Below are 23,280 nucleotides of genomic sequence, written 5' to 3'. Positions count from 1 at the left end.
CATCAGTCCGTGATTCGTTGCGCATCATAAATGAACTGCCATCCAGTGCGCAATTTTTATACTATTACAATGTTATTCGGACTGATGGAAACGAAACACCGGTAGCAAATAACGCTGCGTTTGCGTCAGGATCTCTTCATAGTATTCCGCTTCCAGCGTGCGCCACAGGCGCTGATACCAGACGTCGGCACCTTCGCCGCTGACCACCATGTTCCCTTCATAAGCCTGAAGAAATTTACTGCGCGCTTTTTGCTGCGTCTCTTCGTCCATTAACATGACATCCTTTTCGGCGTCATAACAGACTTTTAGCCATGCGCCGCCGCTTTCCGGCAGCAGCAGCAGCGGTTTGGACATTCCCTGCAGGTAACCGTCAACCAGATCGTTGAGGTAGCCCTGGGCCTGCTCCTGCGCCAGCGGTGGAAAACGCCACTCGCCCTCTTTGCGCACAAACAGCCGACTTTCGCCGGTTCCGCCGCTAGCACAATAGACAAGATGCTCCAGCCAAAGTTGCATCCCCTGCGCCACGCTTAATAGCGAAGGCCGCCAGCGCAGCAAACCGTCGGATTGTACCTGCTGCAGCCAGCCGGTGATGTTGACTCCGCTGCATTGCAGATCGATTTCCATGCTCTGCCCCGGCTGGCGGCAGGCGATCACCCGTTCGGCCAGATTTTGCATCTCCTGACGCTGGGTCTCCCAGGCCAGTTCGCCGAACGCGCCATAGGGTAGCTCCCCGGCGGCACGGAAGCGGCGATACATTGCCGAGGCGTCCTGCTGCTCAATCAGCGTATTGAGCAGCTGCTGGTTCAGCTGATAGCGGCTCAGCCCTTCGAGGGTAAAAGGTTCATCGTCGGGGATCTCGCTCTCCTCCGAGCGGAAATTCACCCGCAGCCGCTGCTGAAAGAACGCGCGAACAGGATGCTGCCAGAAGCGCAGCAGCTGTTCGAACGGTAAGTGATCGATGTCCGGTACCGGTAGCGGCTGGATGAACGCGCCGTGCGCTTCCCCCTGCTGGCTGGCGGCCGCCAGCCATTCCCGGGCATAGCTTTGATCTTCATTAGCCAGAAAATTGGCGGCATCGAAAGGCATGCGGGTATGCAGATGCGTGATGTGCTCTTTGACCCGCCGTTCGCTGGCATCGCAGTCCAGCTCTTCGTCCCCTTCCAGGCAGTGGCTCTGGCCGATGTAGTCCGCCAGCTCCTGAACCAGAACGGAGGGATAGCGCTCGCTATTGTCCTGAATGGAACGACCGATATAGCTGATATAGAGCTTCTGCTCGGCCGACATCAGGGCTTCAAGGAACAGATAGCGGTCGTCGTCGCGACGGCTACGGTCTCCGCGCTGCGGCTTCTGGCTCATTAAATCGAAGCCCAGCGGCGCCAGGGTGCGCGGATAAACGCCGTCGTTCATCCCCAGCAGGCAGACCACCTTGAAAGGAATCGAACGCATCGGCATCAGGGTACAAATGTTAACCGGCCCGGCGAGAAAGCGCTGGCTGATGCGCTGCTGATCGAGCCTCTGGGACAGCTCATCGCGCAGCAAAGAGAGCGGTACCGTTTCGCCATACTGCGCGTCGACGCCGCCGTCAATCACCGCCTGCCACTGCTGTTCTATCAGCGCCAGGGCGGCTTCCGTTTCGCTGTCCGGAAGGAAGAAGTCGTTCAGCAGGTCGCGGCATACCGGCAGCCACTCGGCTAATGGGCGATCCTGTGCCAGCCCGCGGCGCCAGAGATTAAGCTGCATCAGCAGCGATGCCAGGTTGCCCACCAGCTCGGCGATAAGCCCGCTCGACTCATCATAAGGCAGCACCGAGCGCCACTCCCCTTCGCTGCTGTCCATGGCGTAGCCCAACAGCATACGCGTCAGGCCAAAGCGCCAGGTATGCTGGCCGGTAGCCGGGAGATCGAGTTCACGCACGTTGTCGTCATCCATTCCCCAGCGTACGCCGGATTCGTTAACCCACTGGCGCAGGTAGCGTAGCCCCTCTTCGTTAATGTTAAAGCGCGCGGCCAGCACCGGCACATCCAGCAGCGCCAGCACGTCTTCACTGGCAAAGCGGCTGTCGGGCAGCGAAAGCAGGGTGATAAACGCCTGCAGCGCCGGATGCGATTCGCGGGCCCGCCGGTCGGATATCGCCCACGGCAGCCAGCGCTCGCCGCTGGCACTGCCGAAGACCGCCTGAATATAGGGGCTGTAGCTATCGATATCCGCCACCATGACGATAATATCGCGCGGCGTGAGCTCGGGATTCTCTTCGAGCATCGCCAGCAGCCGGTCGTGCAGCACCTCAACCTCGCGCTGCGGGCTATGGCAGACATGAATCGTCAGGCTGCGGTCGTCCGCCGCCAGCAGCCGCTTGCTGCGGCTGTTGGCAAACTCCTCGGCGCTGCGCCCGGCCACCGCCGCATTACGCAGTTCGAGAATATCCGCCTGAAGATTATGCAGCAGGTTATCCGGCGCGATATCGACAAAGGCGTCCAGCTCTTCATAGCGCTCAAGACCCGCCAGCAGGTAAATATAGTCGCGCCCCAGCTTGCCCCAGGAGGCCAGCAGCGGATTGCCGACATCCTGTTCCCCGGCATCGTTGAATAACCCCGGAGCCTGTTGCGTATCGCGAAACAGGGGCAGCTCTCGCGTCGTTTCGCGGTGGTGGCGGCGCTGGCGGGAGAGCAGCTTTGCCAGAAATGCCGGATCTTTAATGTCGCCCCAGTAGTAGCGGCACGGGTTAGTGAAGAGAACATATACATCGACATGCTTACCCAGCGCCTGGAGCGCCTGCAGGTATACCGGCGGCAGCGCCGAAATCCCGCAGATAAACACCCGCGACGGTAGCCCGGCGGGCGGCTGTTCGGCGGCCTCAAGCGCGCTGATAAAGCGTTGGTATAAATTGGCGCGATGCCACAGCGGCTGGCCCAGCTCAGCGGTATATTCCACCAGCGCTTTCCACAGCGGCGCCTGCCACTCCTGCGCGTCTCCAAGCCCGTCAACGCGCTGGTCGGCCTCCCAGCGCATCAGCCACTCGGGGCGATAAACCAGATACTGGTCATAGAGATCCGCCACTCTGGCGGCCAGCTGAAACAGCTTGCGCTTGTCGCTATCGTCGTGCAGATAGTGGCGCAGTAGCGTAAAGGCTTCATCGTTCAGCCGCTGCGGTAGCAGGGTCATGAGTTTCCAGCTCATACTTTGCTTGCTGAACGCGCTTTCTCCGGGAATATCTTTTAACACTCGCACGAACATGTCCCAGATAAAACTGGCGGGTAGCGGGAACTCAATGTTGGCCGCAATCCCGAAGCGCTGCGCCAGCGTCATCTGCAGCCACTGCGCCATCCCGGTACTCTGTACCAGCACCATTTCCGGCATAAAAGGGTCATCCAGCCGCTGGCGCTCGACGATGAACTCCATCAAGGCTTCAAGCACATCCAGACGGTTTGAGTGGTACACCCTTAACATATTCGCTCCTGGCTACTGACTGACCGGGCAGTGCAGCCGGGTCATCTGCGCCCGCCTGGCTGCGGGCATCGTGATCGTTACCGTGATGCTGACACATCTTTGCACCGATGTCTGCATGCGGGATACCTGGCGATTCGCGGGAATCACCGGTGGGCTAAGCTGACTGAATCGCCACGCATCGCGCCACAGCTGACGGTACTGGTTGAGCTGCATAAAGCCGTTGGCCAGCCCACGCTGATAGCCCGCCAGCGCGGTCACGGTTGCGATAAGCAAGACTAAAGCCAGCAGCGTTTCGGGCAGGCTAAACCCTCTCTGCCGCCTCAGGGCATCTGGCATAGGCTTGCCTCCTTTAACGGGCAAAAATCGCTCCAGCCGTGAGGCGAAAAGCGGACGCGGTTTTGTTCGATTACGCCTGACTGCCACAGCAGTATGCCGCCGCCATCGCTGCCGCCAATCAGCAATACCGAGGCGTCGCTAAAGACTCGCAGGCAGGCGCGCCAGCCGAGCGCCGCGTTCTGCTGGCAGCTAACCGTTTCCTGAAGCGGCCAGACGAGCCCCTTTCCCCACTGCAGCGCGGAATGCGCATCAGCGGCATCGCCAAGCGCCCGCGTTTCGCTGGCCGTCTGCGCTAACAGCGAACGCTGCTGCTGGTGCAGCCCCTGGAGTAATAGCGTGCCGAGCGCTAACAGCAGCAGCACCATCAGCAGCGAAGAGAGCCCGCGCTGGCGATTCACAGGTTATATCCCGTTACGCCGTATTCCGCCCGCGCGCGGATTTGCGGGTCGGCGACCGAGTGCGCCGCAAGGGTAATCGATAATTCAGGCGCGAAGCCCGCCCTCTCCAGGCGCGTAACCTGAAACGCAGTGACCTGAATCGCCGCCGGGTTGGTCATTTTCTCCCAGCCTTTGCCGCTGCAGGCGCTTGCGCCGCGCAGGGTTTCCAGCGCGCCATCGCGCAGGCGAAACCCGGTGGTATCCGATTCCGATGACGGCGCGCTATTCCAGACGCCATCGCTGTTGCTATCCCAGCTCACCAGCAGGCAATCACCGCCCTCTGCGATATACAGCGCCTGCCCGTAACAGCGGCCGCGGCAGTATCCGGCGCGCTGCAGATGCTTCGCGACGGTGTAGATTCGCTGCCAGAGCTCATTTTCCAGCGACTGCTGCCGGGTCTGGCGAAGCGCGGCCCACTGCAGCGCCGGAAGAAAACGCGCGCTGCCGAGCAGCAGCACGGAGCTGATGGCCATCGCGATCAGCGTTTCCGGCAGGGAAAAGCCGCGCTGTTTTACAGACACGATGCCGTCTCCTCGCCGCGACACAGGCGGATGCGCCCCCAATGAGAAACGATAATGTTCCAGCCGCCCGCCGCGCTTTGCAGGCGGATATGCCCGGCCCAGGCGGTATTACGCAGGCCATAAAACCCCAGCCCCGGCGTCATCGCGCTGAGCGAAACCTCCGGCCATAGCGGTTGCAGCGTGAAAGCGTCCCTGCGGCGACAGTCGGCCATCGCCCCGCTGGCGCTCAGGCACCAGCCCTCCGCGCTTTGGCCGACGCTTAATACCCTGTCGCGGTTGTGCCAGTTGGCGTCATCGCGTAGCAGCACCAGGTAGTCGCGGACCTGGCAGGCGGTTTGCCACAGGCGCTGCTGCCGTTGCCAGCTCTGCCAGCCGTACAGCCCGCTGGCGCCGAGAATGACGACCACGACCATGGTGAGCAGGGTTTCAATCAGGGTATAGCCATGTTCTCTGTTCATGGGCCAAGTATGCGTAGCATTGAGGCTTTATTCGAACGGTAAAATGCGGGTTTGCGGCGCGCGCCGGAGAGTATTAAAGGCGTTGCAGCGGGTTTCAACAGTGCCGGAAATCTGCTCGCAAAAAAGCGTTCCGTTGGGGGAATAAAGCTGGCCGTCGGCTCGGCTGAGGCATAAAAAAACCGGCGCGCAGGCGCCGGTTTTTCGTCGTCACTTCCGGGTTAAATCGCCACTGGCGCTTTAATCCCCGGATGCGGGTCGTAGCCTTCGATTTCGAAGTCTTCAAAACGGTAGTCGAAAATCGATGCCGGCTTACGTTTGATCACCAGCTTCGGCAGCGCCCGCGGTTCGCGGCTCAGCTGCAGGTGCGTCTGCTCCATGTGGTTGCTGTACAGGTGCGTATCGCCGCCGGTCCAGACAAAATCGCCCACTTCGAGGTCGCACTGCTGCGCCACCATATGCACCAGCAGCGCGTAGCTGGCGATATTGAACGGCAGGCCGAGGAATACGTCGCACGAGCGCTGATAGAGCTGGCAGGAGAGCTTGCCGTCGGCGACGTAGAACTGGAAGAACGCGTGGCACGGGGCCAGCGCCATTTTGTTCAGCTCGCCGACGTTCCATGCCGAGACGATAATCCGGCGAGAATCCGGGTCGTTTTTCAGCTGTTCCATCACCGTGCTGATCTGGTCGATATGACGGCCGTCCGGCGCGGGCCAGGAGCGCCACTGCTTACCGTAAACCGGCCCCAGATCGCCGTTTTCATCCGCCCATTCGTCCCAGATAGTGACGTTGTTTTCGTGCAGATACGCCACGTTGGTGTCACCCTGCAGGAACCACAGCAGTTCATGGATGATGGAGCGTAAATGACAGCGCTTGGTCGTCACCAACGGGAATCCTTCCTGCAGGTTAAAACGCATCTGGTGACCGAAGATGGAGACGGTGCCGGTACCGGTGCGGTCATTTTTTTGCGTGCCCTCATCGAGCACTTTCTGCATCAAATCAAGATACTGTTTCATGGTTCCTCAAGAATTTTGTTGCTGCGGGCGACAACGGTACGCCCAGACCATCATGATGATACCCGCAAGCACCATCGGAATCGAAAGAATCTGCCCCATGCTGATGTACTGTACCCAGCCGCCGGTAAACTGGGCATCGGGCTGACGGAAGAACTCCACGATGATGCGGAACAGACCGTAGCCAATGAGGAACAGGCCGGAAACGGAACCGGCCGGACGCGGCTTGCGGATAAACAGGTTCAGTATCAGGAACAGCACGACGCCTTCCAGCGCTAGCTCATAGAGCTGCGAAGCATGACGCGGCAGCGCGCCGTAGGTATCAAACAGCGATTGCCACTCAGGATGCGACGGCAGCAGCGCCAGATCTTCCGCCCGAGAGCCGGGGAAAATCATGGTGTAGTGGAAGTTCGGATCGACGCGGCCCCACAGTTCACCGTTGATAAAGTTGCCCAGACGCCCGGCGCCGAGGCCAAACGGAATCAGCGGCGCAATGAAGTCGGAAACCTGGAAGAAGGTGCGCTTCGTGCGTTTGGCGAAAATGATCATCACCAGAATCACGCCGATCAGGCCGCCGTGGAAGGACATACCGCCGTCCCAGACGCGGAACAGATAGAGCGGATCGTCGAGGAACACCGGCAGGTTGTAGAAGAAGACATAGCCAAGACGCCCGCCGAGGAAAACCCCGAGGAAGCCGGCGTACAGCAGGTTTTCAACTTCGTTTTTTGTCCAACCGCTGTCCGGACGATTGGCCCGACGGGTGGCCAACCACATCGCAAAAACAAACCCAACCAGGTACATCAGACCGTACCAGTGGAGGGAGACCGGTCCAATGGAAAAAATTACCGGATCAAACTCCGGAAAATGCAGGTAGCCACTATTCATCTGTCACCATAAACACTTGTTATTCCGCCGAAAGTGGACAGCGGGGATCGTTCGCGCGCGTCAGAAACGGGCGCTCCAAAGGCTGCGAATGATAGCATAAGCGCGAAGGGCGATCCGCGCCGGACATGTAAAAGATATGTATACGAATGCGAATTCGCGGCTGAGCATTCCCGGAGGCGGCGCGCTGCGCCTGTCCGGGCTACCCAACCCTCAGGCCGCCCGAACCTCGTCAGCGTTGTCCCGGATCACGGCTAACGCCTTACCCGGGCTACAAATTCATGAACCGTAGCCCGTGCTAGCGGCCGCCGCGAATCAGGCCGCCGAGTCCGCGTCGCTCCATAAAAGCCGCGACCTGATGACGCACTTCGGCGGTCATCTGCGCTTCCAGGCTACGCTGGGAAAGCTCCTGGGCTTCATTGATATCGATGCGCCGCAGCAAATACTTCACTCTCGCCACCGAACGACCGTTCATCGACAGATGACGATAGCCCATACCAATCAGGATCGTCACGCACATCGGATCGCCCGCCATTTCGCCACACAGGCGCAGGTCGATACCAAAACGCTCGGCGTCGCGGGCAATCATCGCCAGCGCCCGCAGTACCCCCGGATGCAGGCTGTCATACATACTGGCGACCCGGGTGTTGTTGCGATCCACCGCCAGAATGTACTGGGTCAGATCGTTGGTGCCAACGGAGATAAAATCAACGCGGTTCGCCAGCTGCGGCAGCATAAAGACCATCGACGGCACTTCCAGCATCACGCCAAGACGCGGGCGGGGAATGGCGTAGCCGATCATCTCTTCCACTTCGCGGCTGGCGCGATCGATCAGGCGACGAGCCTCATCCACTTCATCCAGGCTGGTGACCATCGGTAGCAAGATGCTGAGGTTTCCGGTTGCCGCGTTGGCCCGCAGCATCGCGCGGACCTGTACCAGAAAGATCTCCGGCTGATCGAGCGTGATCCGAATACCGCGCCAGCCAAGGCACGGATTCTCTTCGCTGATCGGCATATACGGCAGTTGTTTATCCGCGCCGATGTCCAGCGTGCGCAGCGTCACCGATTTCTCGTTGAACATCTGCAGCATGCCCTGATACTGGGCAACCTGCTCCTCTTCGGAAGGGAAGCCGCTTTGCAGCATAAAGGGGATTTCGGTACGGTAAAGACCGATACCGTCGACGAAATTGCCGAGTTTTTCTTCATGCTCGGGGCTCAGGCCCGCGTTGAGCATGACTTTTACCCGCTCGCCGCTTTTCAGTTCGGAAGCGCGTTCAAGATCGTCCTCGGCCAGGCGGCTAAGCTCGTTCTCTTCGCTGATCAGGCGCTGATACTCTTGCAGCAGCACCGGCTCGGGATCGACCAGCAGCTCGCCGCGATAGCCGTCGACAATCAGCGTATGGCCGTGCAGCAGCGAAGGCTGAATATCCGCCCCCATCACCGTCGGAATGCCCAGCGCGCGCACCATAATCGCGGCGTGGGAGTTCGCCGCGCCATCGCGCACCACCACGCCGGCTAAACGATCCTGAGGAACCTCCGCCAAGGTGGTGGCCGACAGTTCATCCGCCACCAGCACGATGCGCTCCGGCCAGGTATTGGGCCCCTGGATACTGTCATCGAGATGGAAAAGCAGCCGCTGGCCCAGCGTGCGCAGATCGCCCGCGCGCTCTTTCAGATAGCCGTCGCTGAGCGCGGCAAACTGTTCGGCGAATTTCTCGATGATCTTCTTCACCGCCCATTCGGCCACCGCGCCTTTATCCACTTCAGCGAACAGCTCGCGGCGCAGGCGCGCGTCGGAAAGCAGGTGCGAATAGAGGTCAAAGATGGCCGCCGTCTCTTTCTGCGCGCCGGCAGCGTAGCGTTTGCTGTAGCGGCGAAACTCATTCGCCGCCTCTTCCAGCGCGCCGGTCAGCCGCTCGCGCTCGGAAGCGGTATCGAGCGTCGAGGCTTCATAAACCTGCTCCATCAGCGGCAGGCTGACGTCCATCCAGCCTTCGGCAATCGCCACGCCTGACGAGGCGGGCAGCGCGCGGATGCGGGTCTGACGATATTGACCAAACAGCGCGTTCAGCTGGGATTGAGAGAGAATGCCGGCGATTTGCGTGGCCAGGGTGACCAGGAAGGACTCTTCGCTTTCGTCAAACTGGCGCAGTTCGCGCTGCTGCACAACCAGCACGCCGAGCAGCTGACGCCGCTGGATAATCGGCACGCCGAGGAAGGCGCGAAAGCGGCCCTCTTTGACCGCGGGAATATATTTAAAGCTGGGGTGCTTTTGCGCGTCGGCGAGGTTAATGGGTTCGGCCAGGCGGCCAACCAGGCCCACGAGGCCTTCGTCAAAAGCGAGCGCAACGATGCGCCCGCGCGGCTTTTTCAACCCGCGCGTCGCCATCAGGTAATAACAGCGTCGGTCATTGTCAGCCAGATAAACCGAACAGACTTCCGTCTCCATCGCGGCGCAGATATCGGTGACCAGGATATCCAGCGCCTCGTTTAAACGCGGCGCACTCGCGACCTTCTCGACTATTTCTCGCAACCGAGTGAGCATAATGTGCGTGGCTTAACCTCTTTTACGTCGATATGCAGGCGCGCTTTGCGGCTTAGGCGTGCTTTCCGCCAGCGCCATGGTGACGCTGGCAAACTCTTTCATCACCCTGCGGTATACGTCGCGCTTAAACGACACCACCTGACGCACCGGGTACCAGTAGCTTACCCATCGCCAGCCATCAAACTCAGGTGTACTGCTGGTTTGCATATTGACATCCGCATCGCTGCCGATCAATTGCAGGAGAAACCACTTCTGTTTCTGGCCGATACATACCGGCTTTGTGTCCCAACGCACCAAACGTTTAGGCAATTTGTAACGCAACCAGTTACGGGTTGAAGCAAGGATCCGCACATCTTTACGGCTTAGCCCAACTTCTTCGAACAATTCCCGATACATCGCCTGCTCTGCTGATTCCCCTGGATTTATGCCCCCTTGCGGGAACTGCCACGAGTGCTGACCATAGCGCCTGGCCCACATAACCTGGCCCTGGCGATTACAGATTACAATACCGACATTTGGGCGGTAGCCATCGTCATCAATCACCGGACTACCTCAAAATAAGCTTCAATGTGAATGATTGTTTCACACTCGTTGGAAACGGTAAACCACTCTGTGAGGGGGATGAGATCGAATAACATTTGAATAACTCACAGTAATACCCGGAGTTATAAACAGCGAAAGCCATACCCGGACGATTTTATTCACTTTTTCTGTGGATAGAGTTGTGAAGAAGTACGGAATTAACCAGGGAAAACCCGGAATCATCCGAACAGCGTAGCGATAGCACCTGATTATAATGACCTAATTTTCATAAAGTTAGCATGTTAAAATTTCATAATTCACAGTATAACGTGACGATCATCACATAAGAGATCCTGGAACTGATGAAAGATCGAGCAATGTTGGTTTTATCCACAGATTACGCATGTGCTCTGGGCATATTTTGTCTAAAAACTCGATTTTCATCTCACGTCAAGGCTGTAAATGGAAACAGTAGTGGGGCTTTTCCCCAGTTATCCCATTTTTCTGTGGATAACAGGGTGTAAGATCCTGTTCATTGTCGGTGACCAGTTCTGGAAAACCCGGTTTCACCATTTTCACCGCGGCAAAAAATCGCAAAAAAAACCATATGAATCATCAAATTGTCATACTTACTCAAGAAAAGGTAAACTCTATCCACAACGGATGAAATTACTGCTCACTTTTTAGTCAGAGGTTTACGCTATGCCGACCATCGCGCCGCTCTTATCCCCCCCGCAAAGCCAGGAGCAGCTTCTGGCCCAGGCGCAGCAGCTGGCAGGCTATTCGCTGGGGGAGCTGGCCCAGCTTGCCGGAATTCCGATTCCGCGCGATTTAAAACGTGATAAAGGCTGGATCGGCATCCTGCTGGAGATATGGCTTGGCGCCAGCGCAGGCAGCAAGCCGGAGCAGGATTTCGCCGCCCTCGGCGTCGAGCTGAAAACCATCCCCATCGATTCATCAGGTCGCCCGCTGGAAACCACCTTTGTCTGCGTCGCGCCGCTGACCGGCAACAGCGGCGTCACCTGGGAGAGCAGCCACGTGCGTCATAAGCTCAAGCGGGTACTGTGGGTACCGGTAGAGGGCGATCGCGCGATTCCTTTGGCCGAACGCCGCGTCGGCGCACCGCTGCTGTGGAGCCCCAGCGAAGAAGAAGATCGCCAGCTGCGTATGGATTGGGAAGAGCTGATGGATTTGATCGTCCTCGGCCAGGTCGAGCGCATCACCGCCCGCCACGGCGAAGTGCTGCAGCTGCGCCCGAAAGCGGCAAACAGCAAAGCGCTGACCGAGGCGGTAGGCGCCCGCGGCGAACCGATCCTCACCCTACCGCGCGGTTTCTATCTGAAGAAAAACTTTACCGCCGCCCTGCTCGCCCGCCATTTCCTTCTCTCCTCGAAATAACGGCCTGGAGATGATTAATTTTTTGTTCTGCCGTGGCGGTTGCATATAATCGCATCTTTCTATTTTGCAGGACTTTGAACGATGTTATTTGCATGGGTAACCGATCCTAACGCCTGGCTGGCGCTTGGTACGCTGACGCTGCTGGAGATAGTGCTCGGGATCGATAATATTATTTTCCTCTCTCTGGTGGTGGCAAAACTGCCCACAGCGCAACGGGCCCACGCCCGCCGTATTGGGCTGATGGGGGCGATGATCATGCGTCTGGCGCTGCTGGCGTCAATCGCGTGGGTCGTCAAGCTCACTAATCCTCTCTTTACCGTGCTAGGCCAGGAGATCTCGTTTCGCGATCTGATCCTCCTGCTGGGCGGGCTGTTCCTGATCTGGAAGGCGAGTAAAGAAATTCACGAATCCATTGAAGGCGAAGAGGAAGGGCTGAAAACCAACGTCCATTCATTTATGGGCGCCATCGTGCAGATTATGCTGCTGGATATTATTTTCAGCCTCGATTCGGTGATCACCGCCGTCGGGCTGTCGGATCATCTGTTTATTATGATGGCGGCAGTGGTTATCGCGGTGCTGGTGATGATGGTTGCCGCCCGTTCGATAGGCGATTTTGTTGACCGCCATCCTTCGGTGAAAATGCTGGCGCTGTCGTTTTTGATCCTCGTCGGCTTCACGCTGATGCTCGAAAGTTTCGACGTGCACGTGCCGAAAGGCTACATCTATTTCGCGATGTTCTTTTCGATTGCGGTTGAAAGTCTCAACCTGCTGCGCAATAAAAAAAATCCGCTGTAGCCCGCTAAAATGCAGCCCTGAAACGGGCTGCAATTCTTTTTTAAGACTTAACTGCTTTTTATGTCTCACAAATCAGGCTATTAATATACTGGTACGAGGTGCGGCTATAATAGGGGTGATAGCGATGAAAAAATGGGCAGTATTGATTTCCGCCGTAGGACTGGCGTTCTCGGTTTCCGGTTGCAGCAGCGATTACGTCATGGCAACCAAAGATGGTCGCATGATTCTGACCGACGGCAAACCCGCCATAGACGACGACACCGGCCTTATCAGCTACGAAGATCAGCAGGGTAATAAAATGCAGATCAATCGTGACGACGTTTCGCAGATTATTAAACGCTAGGCCCCGCCGTCAGGTCGCGATTTAGCGTTTTATCGCACCGTTGAACAGCGTTCTTTATTCTTCAGCATTCAGAGAAAAGTCGGGATAAACCTGATCTGTCCGCGAGGATTCATCAGGCCGGATTCCGTCAGCCCGGCTTTTTTGATTTTTTTACTTCCCCTTTTTCTCCCCCTCTGCCATTTTTATATTCCTTTGTCGGGGAACGCCTGACCTTGTTGATAAAAAAGGAAGCCGGCTATGCAGTATCACCGTATCCCACACAGTTCTCTTGAAATCAGCACGCTGGGGCTGGGCACAATGACGTTTGGTGAGCAGAATAGCGAGGCAGACGCGCACGAGCAGCTCGATTACGCGGTGAGTCAGGGCATTAACCTGATTGACGTCGCGGAAATGTATCCCGTCCCGCCGCGCCCGGAAACCCAGGGCCTGACGGAAACCTACGTCGGTAACTGGCTGGCGAAGCGCGGCAATCGCGAAAAGCTGATTATCGCCTCTAAAGTGAGCGGCCCTGCCCGCAATAACGACAGCAGCATTCGTCCTGACCACAAGCTGGATCGTAAAAATATCCGCGAGGCGCTGCACGACAGCCTGAAGCGCCTGCAGACCGATTATCTCGACCTCTATCAGGTACACTGGCCGCAGCGCCCGACCAACTGTTTCGGCAAGCTGGGCTACACCTGGGCCGATTCCGCCCCGGTCGTCACCCTGCTGGATACGCTGGACGCGCTGGCCGAATTCCAGCGCGCCGGCAAGATTCGCTATATCGGGGTCTCTAACGAAACGGCGTTTGGCGTGATGCGCTATCTTCATCTGGCGGACAAGCACGACCTGCCGCGCATCGTGACGATCCAGAACCCGTACAGCCTGGTGAACCGCAGCTTTGAAGTGGGCCTGGCGGAAGTCAGCCAGTATGAAGGCGTGGAGCTGCTGGCCTATTCCTGCCTGGCATTCGGCACGCTGACCGGGAAATACCTCAACGGCGCAAAACCGGCAGGCGCGCGCAATACGCTGTTCAGCCGTTTTACGCGCTACAGCGGCGAGCAGACGCAAAAAGCGGTGGCGGCCTATGTCGATATCGCGAAGCGGCACAACCTTGACCCGGCGCAGATGGCGCTGGCCTTCGTACGTCGTCAGCCGTTTGTCGCCAGCACCCTGCTGGGCGCGACCACCATGGAGCAGCTGAAAACCAACGTCAAAAGCCTGCATCTGGAGCTGAGCGCAGAGGTTTTAGCCGAGATTGAAGCGGTGCATCAGGTTTATACCTACCCGGCACCGTAAGGCCGTAAAAGCACCCGGATTGCGGCTAATGCCTTATCCGGGCGACTCCCTTTCCCGGAGGCGATGCCACGCATCTGTCCGGGCTACAAGTTCGTGCAGTTTGTAGCCCGGACAGGCGCGACGCGCCGCCTCCGGGAGATTATTTACGCCGTCCCCAAATCCACAGGGCAGTAATCGCCAGGGCGAACACCACGCCAAAGCCAATCCCTACGCCGACGACAGGAATACCGATGCTCACCGCCAGCGAATAGAGGCCCAGCATCAGCAGCATCGCCACGTTTTCGCCGAGGTTCTGCACCGCGATAGCGTTGCCCGCGCCGACCGTATGTTTCCCTCGCTCCTGCAGCAGGGCGTTAAGCGGCACGATAAAGAAGCCGCCGAACGCGCCGAGCAGCAGCAGCAGGGCAAACGCCGGCAGCAGCGCCTGCTGGATGGCGAAAAAGATGACCGCCACGCCAATCAATATCCCGGCGGGCATGCAGCGCGACACCGTTTCCAGCGTCACGAGCTTCGCCGCCGCGCCGGCTCCCAGCACAATCCCCACCGCCACCATCGCGTTAAGGTAGGTCGGCATGGCGTTGCTGGTAATGCCCAGCGCCACCGGCACCCACAGCACCAGCAGGAAGCGCAGCGTCACGCCCGCCCCCCAGAACAGGCTGGTGCCGACTAACGAAAAGCGGGTCTCACCGTTGCGCCATAGCGTCGTACAGGCGCTAAAGAAGCTGTGGGTCATCGGCCTGAAGCGCCATGATTGCCCGGGACGCGCCGCCGGCAGCTTCGGGATCCACAGGTTGGCGACCACCGCGCCGGCGTACACCACCGCGCAGACGCCGAGCGCCGCCATGATATGCCAGTCCGCCAGGATACCGCCCGCCATCGAGCCAAGCAGGATCGCCGCAATGGTCGAGGACTCCATCAGGCCGTTCGCTTTCACTAACTTCTCGCCGGTGGTCAGCTCGCCGAGAATGCCGTATTTAGCCGGAGAATAGGCGGCAGCGCCGATGCCCACCAGCGTATAGCCAACAAACGGATTCACGCCAAAGCAGATGCAGCCCGCGCCAACCAGCTTCAGGCCGTTCGCCACCATCATCACCCGCCCTTTGGCAAAGCTATCGGCAAACTGTCCGACAAACGGCGCGAAGAGAATGTAAGCGCCCACAAACAACATCTGTAATACCGGTTGACTCCACTCCGGGTAGAACAGCTGCTTCATCAGCGCCAGGGTGGCGAACAACAGCGCGTTATCGCCAAACGCCGAAAGAAACTGGGCGCAGATAACCGCCATCATCCCTTTCGAATACAGCGACGTGTTAGTGTGTACTGACTCACTCATCCGAACCTTCCGCCTGTTCAACCATGCCTTTAAGGGTGACAAAGTCCGGCTTGCCGCTGCCCAGTACCGGGAGCTGCTTCAGCCAGCGAATGTCGCGCGGTACCGCCAGCTCCGGTACGCCGTGTTCACGGGCATAGCGCAGCAGTTTTTCACGATTCAGTTCATTATCGGTGGTAAACAGCACCAGCGCCTCGCCTTTGCTGGCATCCTGTTTAATCGCCGTGGCGTGCATTTTGTCCGGCGAAACCGCCAGCGCCACCTGCTCGACCATCTCCAGCGACACCATCTCACCGGCGATTTTGGCAAAGCGCTTCGCGCGGCCCTGAATCCGCACATAGCCCTGTTCGTCAAAGCTGACGATATCCCCGGTGTCATACCAGCCGGCCTCGACTACGCCGTGCTGATTTTCCGCCGCGGGCGCTTCCAGCACGCCGGGATTCTCCACCCGCAGATAGCCGTTCATGATGTTCGGCCCTTTAAGCTGTAAACGGCCCCCCTCTTCAATACCGGGCATGGCCAGCAGACGCGCGTCCATCCCCGGCAGAATGCGGCCAACGGTGCCCACTTTCGCCGCCATCGGCACGTTAATCGATACCACCGGCGCGCATTCAGTGACGCCGTAGCCTTCAAGAATGCGCAGGCCAAACTTGTCCTGCCAGATCTGCTTTGTGCTCTCCTGCAGCTTCTCCGCCCCGGCGACAACGTAACGCAGGCGATAAAAATCATACGGATTCGCAAAGCGGGCGTAGTTGCCAAGGAAGGTGGAGGTGCCGAACAGCACGGTACAGTTGCGGTCATATACCAGCTCCGGCACCACGCGGTAGTGCAGCGGGCTGGGATAGAGGAAGACCTCCGCGCCGGTAAACAGCGGGGTCAGCAGGCCGACCGTCAGGCCAAAGGAGTGAAACAGCGGCAGCGCCGACATAAAGCGGTCGTTGGCGGTAAAGTCGGCAATGGTTTTAATCTGCTCGACGTTGGCCAGCAGGCTTTTATGGCTATGCACTACCCCTTTCGGATTGCCTTCCGAGCCGGAGGTAAACAGAATCATCGCCGCGTCTTCCGGCTGCTGCGTAACCTGAGCCAGCTTCGGCATCAGCAGATGGCCAAAAATCCACAGCTTATCGGCGGCGGTAACCTCGCCTTTTAAATCTTCGAGAAATACCCAGCGTACCTGCGTCAGCTGCTCCGGCAGGTGCCAGAGCTTGCCTTTATCGAGGAAGGTGCGGGAGGTAAAGATGGTTTTGATTTCCGCCGCGGTAATGGCGCTGCTCAGGCCTTTGACCCCGGCGGTATAGTTCATCATCGCCGGGATTCGTCCGCGGGCGATCGCGCCAAAAATCACCGCCGCGCTTATTCCGGCGTTCGGCAGCATCAGGCCGATTTTTTCGCCCTGGGCGCTGTATTTTTCCAGAATGCGCGCCACGAAGAGGGTTTTGGTCAGCAGCTTACGGTAGGTGTCCGGCTGAAAATTGATATCTTCCACGCAGCGTTTGCGCGCGCCGAAGCGGTCCTGGGCCGCCAGCAGCGACTCATACAGCGTTTCGCGCGGGCGCACCGCCATCCGCGCCTCCATCATGATCTGATGCAGCATTTCACCGGCAATTTTACGCCGGTCGCGGGCGCGCGGCGCATCGGGCATCGGCAGATGCGTCGGCGGCAGCAGATGCAGCTGAATGCGCGGGAACAGGCGGCGCTTGACCAGCCCCTTCAGGCGGCTAAAGGGGGTTAGTTCAGCACCTTCGATTCTCAGCGGCACGATGGTCGCCTGCGACTTCGCCGCCACAAAGGCGGCGCCGTCGTAAATTTTCATCAGCGAACCGCTCACCGAGATCCGCCCTTCCGGGAAAATCACCACCGGGCGCCCCTGCTCAATCAGGCGGACCAGATGTTTTATCGACATCGGTTTGGTCGGGTCCAGCGGCACAAAATCAATAATCGGCTTTAGCGCGCGCATAAACCAGCGATCGCTGATTGAGGAATAGACCGCAAACACCGGGCGCACCGGCAGGAAAAGCGCCAGCAGTACGCCGTCAATAAAGGAGACATGGTTTGGCGTAATCAGCACCTTGTGCTGGTGCAGCGCCTGGGGGTCACCGGTTAACTTGACCCGGTACAATCCTTTGAAAAGCAGTCTAAAAAATCCCAAAAGCATAACAACTCCGTTTGACCGGTTAATCAGTCAAAGCAGGTTACATGAGAAGGGATGGAAAATGCACCAGGAGGAGCGGAATTCAGGACAAAAAAAACCTGCGCATCCGCGCAGGTCGGTGCAAGATAATCAGTACGAAAAGCGTACTTAAAAAACTCACCAATCAATACCTCTGGGATCCTGATTGTCTCGTTTTTCCCGCCGCCGGCGCCAGCCATAAAACGCAAGGGAATGAGCCTAAGTGCAACCAGTTATTACTTTTTTCGCGAACTGTAACAACGGCTAAAGGCGGGCAAAAAAAAACCTGCGCATCTGCGCAGGCTGGTGTAATTAAGTGGTCAACCTGAAGTTGACTCCACCTATCAATACCTCTGGGATAGTCAGAATATCAATGCAATGAATGGGTAAACCAGCGAACATTCGCAACAGCCAATCGCAAAGTGTAAGCAAAGGTGTGAATTGTCCGTTCCCGGAATCATTCTCCGCACCCCTGTGGGTAACTATTTCACCCGCAACGCTAATCTGCGTCACAATTGCATTAACCCACCAGCACCAACCCTTGAATCTGCCGCGCTTTCCCGTAACATAAATGCCATGTAAACGCTTACCCTAAAAAAGGCCTGGTATGGCGACTATTAAGGATGTAGCCCGGCTCGCAGGAGTCTCCGTCGCTACCGTCTCCCGCGTTATCAACAATTCACCGAAAGCCAGCGAAGCCTCGCGCCAGTCGGTAGGCGCCGCGATGGAAACGCTAAATTATCACCCCAACGCCAACGCCCGCGCGCTGGCGCAGCAGTCAACGGAAACCGTCGGCCTGGTGGTGGGCGATGTCTCCGACCCCTTCTTCGGCGCGATGGTGAAAGCCGTCGAGCAGGTCGCCTACAATACCGGCAATTTTTTGCTGATCGGTAACGGCTATCACAACCTCCATAAAGAGCGCCAGGCGATTGAACAGCTGATTCGCCACCGCTGCGCGGCGCTGGTGGTCCACGCCAAAATGATCCCCGATGACGAACTGGCCTCGCTGATGCAGCAAATCCCCGGCATGGTGCTGATTAACCGCATCCTGCCCGGTTTCGAGCAGCGCTGCGTGGCGCTGGATGACCGCTACGGCGCATGGCTCGCGACCCGCCACCTGATTCAGCAGGGGCACACCCGCATCGGCTATCTCTGCTCTAATCACGCTATTTCCGATGCTGAAGACCGGCTGCAGGGCTACTGGGCAGCGTTAAAAGAGAGCGATCTGCCGTGCAACGATCGCCTGGTGACCTTTGCCGAGCCCGATGAGAGCGGCGGAGAACAGGCGATAACCGAGCTGCTGGGCCGCGGCAGGAACTTCAGCGCCGTCGCCTGCTATAACGACTCTATGGCCGCCGGCGCGATGGGCGTATTAAACGATAACGGGATTGATGTGCCGCGTGAGATTTCGCTGATTGGCTTTGATGACGTGCTGATTTCGCGCTACGTGCGCCCGCGTCTGACCACCGTACGCTATCCGATTGTCACCATGGCGACGCAGGCCGCGGAGCTGGCGTTAGCGCTGGCGGAGCATCGCCCGCCGCCGGAGATTACCCACCTTTTCAGCCCCACGCTGGTCCGCCGTCACTCGGTGATTGCGCCCCTCGACAGCGATAAATCGTAGCGGTATAAACTGACGGCGCTGGCCGGATAATCCAGGCCTTCGCCGATATACTGCCAGCCAAAACGCTCATAAAAATCGCGGCAGGCCGAGTAGAGAAATAGCTCGGCATAACCCTGCGCTCTGGCATATCCGATGACGTGCTGCTGTAGTTTTCCCGCCAGCCCTTGCCCACGCGCCTCAGGCGCCACGTAGAGCGCCGCCATCCACGGATAGAGATCCTGACGGCTGATTAAATCGCAGCGCCACAGGCCGACGGTGCCCAGCAGCCTCTCGCCCTCCACGGCCACAAAGGTAATGGGCAGCGCTCCCGGCGTCTGGCTATGTTCAACAATGCTGGCGAAGAACGCCCGCGGCAGCGCGTCAGCGCCAAACGCTCGCCAGAGCCACTCCGTCACGCATGAAGCGTGCTGCGGCGCAGCGTAGAGGGGGTGAATAATCATACCAGCTTCCCCTGGAAAATCGGTACCGATTCAAAGAGATAGCCGTCAAAGTCCGGCGCGTCTTCATCGGAGAGCTCCAGCAGGCTGTTTTTGACATTTTCAAGATGCTGCCACATTGCCTGCCAGGCCCCCATCACATCGCGTCGGCGCAGGGCGGCGAGCAGCGTTTGCCGGTCCCCGAGCCACTTCAGCCTGTACGCCCGGCTGGCGATATGCACGTTGAACTGCTGCCACAGCGGGCTGCTGTCCATCTGCAGCCAGATGCGCTCAACCGTCGCCAGCAGCATCTGATTTTGCGTCGCGCCGGCCAGCACCAGGTGAAACAGCCGGGCGTTATCCTGGCTGGTATCGTTGGCGGCAATCGCCCGCTGTTCCTGCTCGATAATCCGCTTCAGGTTATCGATATCGGCGCGGGTGGCCATTTTGGCGGCAAAAGCGGCGATATTGCTCTCCAGCAGCTGGCGGGCCTGCAGGATTTCGAACGGCCCGACGTCGCTGCTCAGCATCTGTTCTTCCTCGCTATCGTCCTCGTGCGGGATGCGCATGACGTACACCCCGGAGCCCTGGCGAATGTCGACCGTCCCCTGCAGCTCCAGCATCAGCAGCGCTTCGCGGACGATGGTCCGGCTCACGCCGTAGGTCTCGGCGATATTGCGTTCCGGCGGCAGGCGCGACCCGATGGGATAGCGCCCCTGCGCAATCTGTGCGCGTAAATCATCACCTATTTCCTGGTAGGGTTTCTTTTCCGGCGGAATGATAGCCTTCTCCACAATATCACCTGTGCGTTATGAGCCTGCGAGTCAATATCGGCCGCTATCTTAGCAAAATTTCAGCCCGGCTAGCGCCACTCATCGTCAATATCCAGCGTCAATTCCCGGCTCTCGCCTAGCTTACGGAACCAGCTGGCGGACGCCTTGGGCCGCCGCGCACGATTATTTTGCAGATCGATTTCAATCAGCCCGTAGCGATTTTTAAACGCGTTCATCGGCGAAACGTTGTCGGTAAACGCCCACAGCATGTAGCCGTGGCAGTTGGCCCCCGCTTCCCGCGCGCGCAGCGTTTGCCACAGATGCTCGCTGATAAAACGGATCCGGTAGTCGTCGGCGATGGTGCCTTCGCTATTGCGAAACTGCCCTTCGTTTTCCACGCCCATGCCGCTTTCCGCCACGAACCACGGAATATTGCGGTAGTCCTGCTTGATCCGCATCGCCATATCAAAAACGATTTGCGGATAAATTTCCCAGCCGCGGGAGTGGTTCATCCGCCGCCCCGGTAGCTCAAAGGGCTCATAGTAGTAAGCCGGATGGAACGGCGTCTGCGGATGCCAGGCGCGCGATGGAGCCTTAACCCGATGCGGGTAGTAGAGGTTAATCCCCAGCTCATCAACGGTGTTGTCGCGGATTATCGCCAGCTCCTCCGCGTCATAATCCCAGGAGACCCCGTGCTGTTCGAGCAGAGCCAGTAGCTCAGGCGGGTAGAGGCCGTGGACCAGCGGATCGAGGAAAACCCGGTTATAAAACAGATCGTAGCGTTCGGCGGCGCGCACGTCGTGCGACGCTTTTGAGCGCGGATAGGTGACCTCCGGGTTAAGAATGCAGCCTACCGTGCCGCGATAGCCTTTCTCGCGAAACAGCCGGACCACTTTTGCCGTCGCCAGCACCTTGTGGTGATTCCACTGCATCCAGGTGCCGGTGTTCTGCTCGTAAGGCCAGCGCAGCGCATCCAGATAAACGCGGGTCTGCACCACGATCGGTTCATTGAAGGTGAACCAGCGCGTGACTTTGTGGTGATAGCGGGTAAAAACCGTTTCCGCATACCGCACAAACAGCTCAACCACCTTTTTTGACGCCCAGCCGCCGTACTGCTCCAGCAGATAGCCGGGGAGTTCATAGTGCTCAAGACAGATCATCGGCTCGATGCCGTTGGCCAGCAGTTCATCGAACAACTGGTCGTAGTACGCCGCATAGTCTTCATCGACCGTGACGTTTTCATAATCGGTGAGAAAGCGCGACCAGTTAATCGACGTGCGGTAGTGGGTCAGTCCCGCCAGCTTCATCAACTGCACGTCTTCGCGGAAGCGGTTGATAAAATCGGTCGCCACCGCCGGGCCGTAGCCGTTATGCCAGACGCGGCGGTCGTTCTTGTACCAGAGATCCGGCCAGGAATCCTGGCCCGCTTTCTTACCGCTCCAGCCCTCGGTTTGCCACGCCGAAGCGGCGGCGCCGAGGATAAAGTCGTGGGGGATCGCCATCTTTACTGTCGTCATTGTGTCCTCATATCTGTTGGCTGGCCTGCTCGTTCTCCGCCTGGCGCTGAGCGTTTTCCGCGCGGCGGGAGGCTATTTTGACGAACGGCAGATAGATCAGCACCGCGGTCAGGATGCAGATAAGCTGCGTCACCACCGCCCCCATCGAACCCGCCGTAGAGAGCCAGGCGTTGATCAGCGGCGGGGTGGTCCACGGCACCATCACCACCGCTTTACCGGCAAAGCCGGCGGCGGTCGCGAAGTAGCCAATGCTGCCGGTCACCAGCGGCGTGATGATAAAAGGGATCGCGAGGATCGGATTGAGCATGATCGGCATGCCGAAAATCACCGGTTCGTTAATATTGAACAGACCCGGCCCAATCGACAGCTTGGCGATCTCTTTCATCTCTTTGCGTTTGGTGGCGATCATGACCGCGATCAGCAGGCCAATCGTCAGCCCCGATCCGCCGATGCTCATATAAACGTCCCAGAACGGCATGGTGATGATATTTGGCACCTCTTTGCCCTGCTCAAAGGCGCTCATATTGACGGTGATGGCTCCCAGCAGCAGCGGTTCGCGGATCGGTTTGATCATCTGGTTGCCGTGGATACCGATAACCCAGAACAGCTGCGCGACAAACATCAGCAGCAGGATCCCCGGCAGGCTTTGCACCACCCGCTCCAGCGGCTGCTGCACCACCTGATAGACCGCGTCATACAGGTACATGCCGGTGGCCTGATGGAAAATAAAGCCAAAGGTGGCAATCACCGTGGTGGTGATAATGGCCGGGATCAGGGCGGAGAACGATGCCGATACGTTGGGCGGCACGGTATCCGGCATCTTGATCTTCAGCCCCTTGCGGCCCTCCAGCCAGCAGTAGATCTCCACCGACAGAATGGCGATAAACATACCGAGGAACAGGCTACGGGTATCGGAAAACTGGCGCAGCAGCACATCTTTCACTTCATGCATTTGCCCGTCGACCATCATTTCAACGGTGGTGGGCGTCACGCAGATAAAGCAGATCACCGCCAGCAGACCGGGGAACAGGCTCTTGATGCCGTTAATCCGCCCCAGCTCGATGCCGATAAGAAAGACCGCGCCAATATTGAGAAAGTTAAGGGTGGCGTAGTTGATCGCGCTGGTAATGGGTTTCAGCGCCGCCAGAAAAGAGAGCGCCTGAAAGCTGGCGAGTCCGTTTTTCGGATCCAGCACCATATTGGAGATCAGCACCGAAAAGGCGCCGACGATGATCACCGGCATCAGGGTAATAAAAGCGGATTTTATCGCCATGATGTAGCGGTAGCTGTTGAATTTCGTGGCGAAACTCCCCAGTGAGTCGATCAGTTTGTCCTGCAATGCCATAGAGGATACCTCAGGTTTAAGGGCTTTTAGCGCACCAGGTGTACAGCCAAACACCTATTGGCATACCAAAAAATAGCCACTGAGGAGAATAAGTTCTGTGATTAAGCTCCCAACCCGTTCATTGGTATTCCAG

20 protein-coding genes and 1 pseudogene are annotated in these 23,280 nt (G+C 58.2%); 6 read left to right on the top strand and 15 right to left on the bottom strand.

Annotation, left to right across the window (positions count from 1 at the left end; genetic code table 11):
- Window positions 1-72 precede the first annotated feature (72 nt).
- From recC to rppH, 9 genes are all read right to left on the bottom strand, one after another.
- A complete protein-coding gene (recC, locus tag CDA56_RS24850) occupies window positions 73-3,447 on the bottom strand; it encodes an exodeoxyribonuclease V subunit gamma (protein WP_032694700.1) in 3,375 nt (1,124 codons plus the stop codon).
- A gap of 12 nt (window positions 3,448-3,459) precedes the next feature.
- Window positions 3,460-3,783, bottom strand: a complete 324-nt coding sequence (locus tag CDA56_RS24845; RefSeq protein WP_014226656.1) for a prepilin-type N-terminal cleavage/methylation domain-containing protein — start codon at window positions 3,781-3,783, stop codon at window positions 3,460-3,462.
- Entirely contained in the window at window positions 3,768-4,181 is a 414-nt protein-coding gene (locus CDA56_RS24840; protein WP_014226657.1) for a DUF2509 family protein, read from the bottom strand. The genes CDA56_RS24845 and CDA56_RS24840 overlap by 16 nt, the downstream gene beginning before the upstream one ends.
- Window positions 4,178-4,741: a prepilin peptidase-dependent protein gene (locus CDA56_RS24835; protein ID WP_014226658.1), complete on the bottom strand. Its 564-nt coding sequence runs from the start codon at window positions 4,739-4,741 to the stop codon at window positions 4,178-4,180. Before CDA56_RS24835 ends, CDA56_RS24840 begins: the two co-directional genes overlap by 4 nt.
- Window positions 4,732-5,199, bottom strand: coding sequence for a prepilin peptidase-dependent protein (locus CDA56_RS24830; RefSeq protein ID WP_047722973.1), 468 nt, complete (start codon window positions 5,197-5,199; stop codon window positions 4,732-4,734). Before CDA56_RS24830 ends, CDA56_RS24835 begins: the two co-directional genes overlap by 10 nt.
- A gap of 218 nt (window positions 5,200-5,417) precedes the next feature.
- Entirely contained in the window at window positions 5,418-6,212 is a 795-nt protein-coding gene (thyA, locus tag CDA56_RS24820; RefSeq protein WP_004124584.1) for a thymidylate synthase, read from the bottom strand.
- Window positions 6,213-6,218: 6 nt separating this feature from the next.
- On the bottom strand, window positions 6,219-7,094 hold the full coding sequence (gene lgt / locus CDA56_RS24815; protein ID WP_049072045.1) for a prolipoprotein diacylglyceryl transferase: 876 nt from the start codon (window positions 7,092-7,094) through the stop codon (window positions 6,219-6,221).
- A 295-nt stretch (window positions 7,095-7,389) separates the two neighbouring features.
- Window positions 7,390-9,636, bottom strand: coding sequence for a phosphoenolpyruvate--protein phosphotransferase (gene ptsP, locus CDA56_RS24810; RefSeq protein ID WP_014226660.1), 2,247 nt, complete (start codon window positions 9,634-9,636; stop codon window positions 7,390-7,392).
- 12 nt (window positions 9,637-9,648) lie between these two features.
- Window positions 9,649-10,179: an RNA pyrophosphohydrolase gene (rppH, locus tag CDA56_RS24805; RefSeq protein ID WP_004124593.1), complete on the bottom strand. Its 531-nt coding sequence runs from the start codon at window positions 10,177-10,179 to the stop codon at window positions 9,649-9,651.
- A gap of 453 nt (window positions 10,180-10,632) precedes the next feature.
- Between rppH and CDA56_RS31575 the strand changes: the two are divergent.
- From CDA56_RS31575 to CDA56_RS24775, 5 genes and pseudogenes are all read left to right on the top strand, one after another.
- A pseudogene (locus CDA56_RS31575) lies at window positions 10,633-10,773 on the top strand (hypothetical protein); the annotation flags it as partial.
- 87 nt (window positions 10,774-10,860) lie between these two features.
- Complete coding sequence (mutH, locus tag CDA56_RS24790; protein WP_014226661.1) at window positions 10,861-11,556, top strand: DNA mismatch repair endonuclease MutH; 696 nt, start codon at window positions 10,861-10,863, stop codon at window positions 11,554-11,556.
- Window positions 11,557-11,637: 81 nt separating this feature from the next.
- Entirely contained in the window at window positions 11,638-12,351 is a 714-nt protein-coding gene (locus tag CDA56_RS24785) for a TerC family protein (protein ID WP_004105253.1), read from the top strand.
- A gap of 124 nt (window positions 12,352-12,475) precedes the next feature.
- A complete protein-coding gene (locus CDA56_RS24780) occupies window positions 12,476-12,694 on the top strand; it encodes a YgdI/YgdR family lipoprotein (protein ID WP_004105255.1) in 219 nt (72 codons plus the stop codon).
- A gap of 237 nt (window positions 12,695-12,931) precedes the next feature.
- On the top strand, window positions 12,932-13,972 hold the full coding sequence (locus tag CDA56_RS24775) for an NADP(H)-dependent aldo-keto reductase (protein ID WP_102803914.1): 1,041 nt from the start codon (window positions 12,932-12,934) through the stop codon (window positions 13,970-13,972).
- Window positions 13,973-14,111: 139 nt separating this feature from the next.
- On the opposite strand, the gene lplT is transcribed toward CDA56_RS24775, so the two are convergent.
- Together lplT and aas are read right to left on the bottom strand one after the other, a co-directional pair.
- Window positions 14,112-15,305 carry a lysophospholipid transporter LplT gene (gene lplT, locus CDA56_RS24770; RefSeq protein ID WP_102803913.1) on the bottom strand — a complete coding sequence of 398 codons (1,194 nt, stop codon included), beginning with the start codon at window positions 15,303-15,305 and terminating at the stop codon, window positions 14,112-14,114.
- Window positions 15,298-17,457 (bottom strand): bifunctional acyl-ACP--phospholipid O-acyltransferase/long-chain-fatty-acid--ACP ligase, encoded by a 2,160-nt coding sequence (gene aas / locus CDA56_RS24765; protein WP_085520427.1) that lies wholly within the window; start codon window positions 17,455-17,457, stop codon window positions 15,298-15,300. The genes lplT and aas overlap by 8 nt, the downstream gene beginning before the upstream one ends.
- Before the next feature lie 622 nt (window positions 17,458-18,079).
- Between aas and galR the strand changes: the two genes are divergently transcribed.
- Entirely contained in the window at window positions 18,080-19,096 is a 1,017-nt protein-coding gene (gene galR / locus CDA56_RS24750; RefSeq protein ID WP_014839434.1) for an HTH-type transcriptional regulator GalR, read from the top strand.
- Here the strand turns inward: galR and CDA56_RS24745 are convergent.
- The 4 genes from CDA56_RS24745 to CDA56_RS24730 all read right to left on the bottom strand — a co-directional run bounded on the left by CDA56_RS24745 (window position 19,057) and on the right by CDA56_RS24730 (window position 23,147).
- Window positions 19,057-19,536 (bottom strand): GNAT family N-acetyltransferase, encoded by a 480-nt coding sequence (locus tag CDA56_RS24745; RefSeq protein ID WP_102803911.1) that lies wholly within the window; start codon window positions 19,534-19,536, stop codon window positions 19,057-19,059. The genes galR and CDA56_RS24745 overlap by 40 nt on opposite strands.
- The gene (locus CDA56_RS24740) at window positions 19,533-20,306 is read right to left on the bottom strand and encodes a GntR family transcriptional regulator (protein ID WP_004105268.1); all 774 of its coding nucleotides are present in this window, start codon (window positions 20,304-20,306) and stop codon (window positions 19,533-19,535) included. Before CDA56_RS24740 ends, CDA56_RS24745 begins: the two co-directional genes overlap by 4 nt.
- Window positions 20,307-20,374: 68 nt before the next feature.
- Window positions 20,375-21,802 (bottom strand): glycoside hydrolase family 1 protein, encoded by a 1,428-nt coding sequence (locus CDA56_RS24735; RefSeq protein WP_102803910.1) that lies wholly within the window; start codon window positions 21,800-21,802, stop codon window positions 20,375-20,377.
- Window positions 21,803-21,809: 7 nt separating this feature from the next.
- Entirely contained in the window at window positions 21,810-23,147 is a 1,338-nt protein-coding gene (locus CDA56_RS24730; protein WP_014226668.1) for a PTS sugar transporter subunit IIC, read from the bottom strand.
- Window positions 23,148-23,280: the final 133 nt, after the last annotated feature.

It is taken from the genome of Klebsiella michiganensis (genome assembly GCF_002925905.1).
In the GTDB taxonomy this organism is placed as follows: Bacteria; Pseudomonadota; Gammaproteobacteria; order Enterobacterales; family Enterobacteriaceae; genus Klebsiella; species Klebsiella michiganensis.
This window is presented reverse-complemented; position numbering and strand designations above follow the sequence as displayed.

Coding starts and splice junctions, on each gene's coding strand:
- CDA56_RS24780 (WP_004105255.1), top strand. CDS start 12,476: ATGAAAAAATGGGCAGTATTGATTTCCGCCGTAGGACTGGCGTTCTCG.
- recC (WP_032694700.1), bottom strand. CDS start 3,447: ATGTTAAGGGTGTACCACTCAAACCGTCTGGATGTGCTTGAAGCCTTG.
- CDA56_RS24785 (WP_004105253.1), top strand. CDS start 11,638: ATGTTATTTGCATGGGTAACCGATCCTAACGCCTGGCTGGCGCTTGGT.
- CDA56_RS24775 (WP_102803914.1), top strand. CDS start 12,932: ATGCAGTATCACCGTATCCCACACAGTTCTCTTGAAATCAGCACGCTG.
- ptsP (WP_014226660.1), bottom strand. CDS start 9,636: ATGCTCACTCGGTTGCGAGAAATAGTCGAGAAGGTCGCGAGTGCGCCG.
- CDA56_RS24845 (WP_014226656.1), bottom strand. CDS start 3,783: ATGCCAGATGCCCTGAGGCGGCAGAGAGGGTTTAGCCTGCCCGAAACG.
- lgt (WP_049072045.1), bottom strand. CDS start 7,094: ATGAATAGTGGCTACCTGCATTTTCCGGAGTTTGATCCGGTAATTTTT.
- aas (WP_085520427.1), bottom strand. CDS start 17,457: ATGCTTTTGGGATTTTTTAGACTGCTTTTCAAAGGATTGTACCGGGTC.
- galR (WP_014839434.1), top strand. CDS start 18,080: ATGGCGACTATTAAGGATGTAGCCCGGCTCGCAGGAGTCTCCGTCGCT.
- CDA56_RS24735 (WP_102803910.1), bottom strand. CDS start 21,802: ATGACGACAGTAAAGATGGCGATCCCCCACGACTTTATCCTCGGCGCC.
- mutH (WP_014226661.1), top strand. CDS start 10,861: ATGCCGACCATCGCGCCGCTCTTATCCCCCCCGCAAAGCCAGGAGCAG.
- CDA56_RS24730 (WP_014226668.1), bottom strand. CDS start 23,147: ATGGCATTGCAGGACAAACTGATCGACTCACTGGGGAGTTTCGCCACG.
- thyA (WP_004124584.1), bottom strand. CDS start 6,212: ATGAAACAGTATCTTGATTTGATGCAGAAAGTGCTCGATGAGGGCACG.
- CDA56_RS24830 (WP_047722973.1), bottom strand. CDS start 5,199: ATGAACAGAGAACATGGCTATACCCTGATTGAAACCCTGCTCACCATG.
- CDA56_RS24745 (WP_102803911.1), bottom strand. CDS start 19,536: ATGATTATTCACCCCCTCTACGCTGCGCCGCAGCACGCTTCATGCGTG.
- lplT (WP_102803913.1), bottom strand. CDS start 15,305: ATGAGTGAGTCAGTACACACTAACACGTCGCTGTATTCGAAAGGGATG.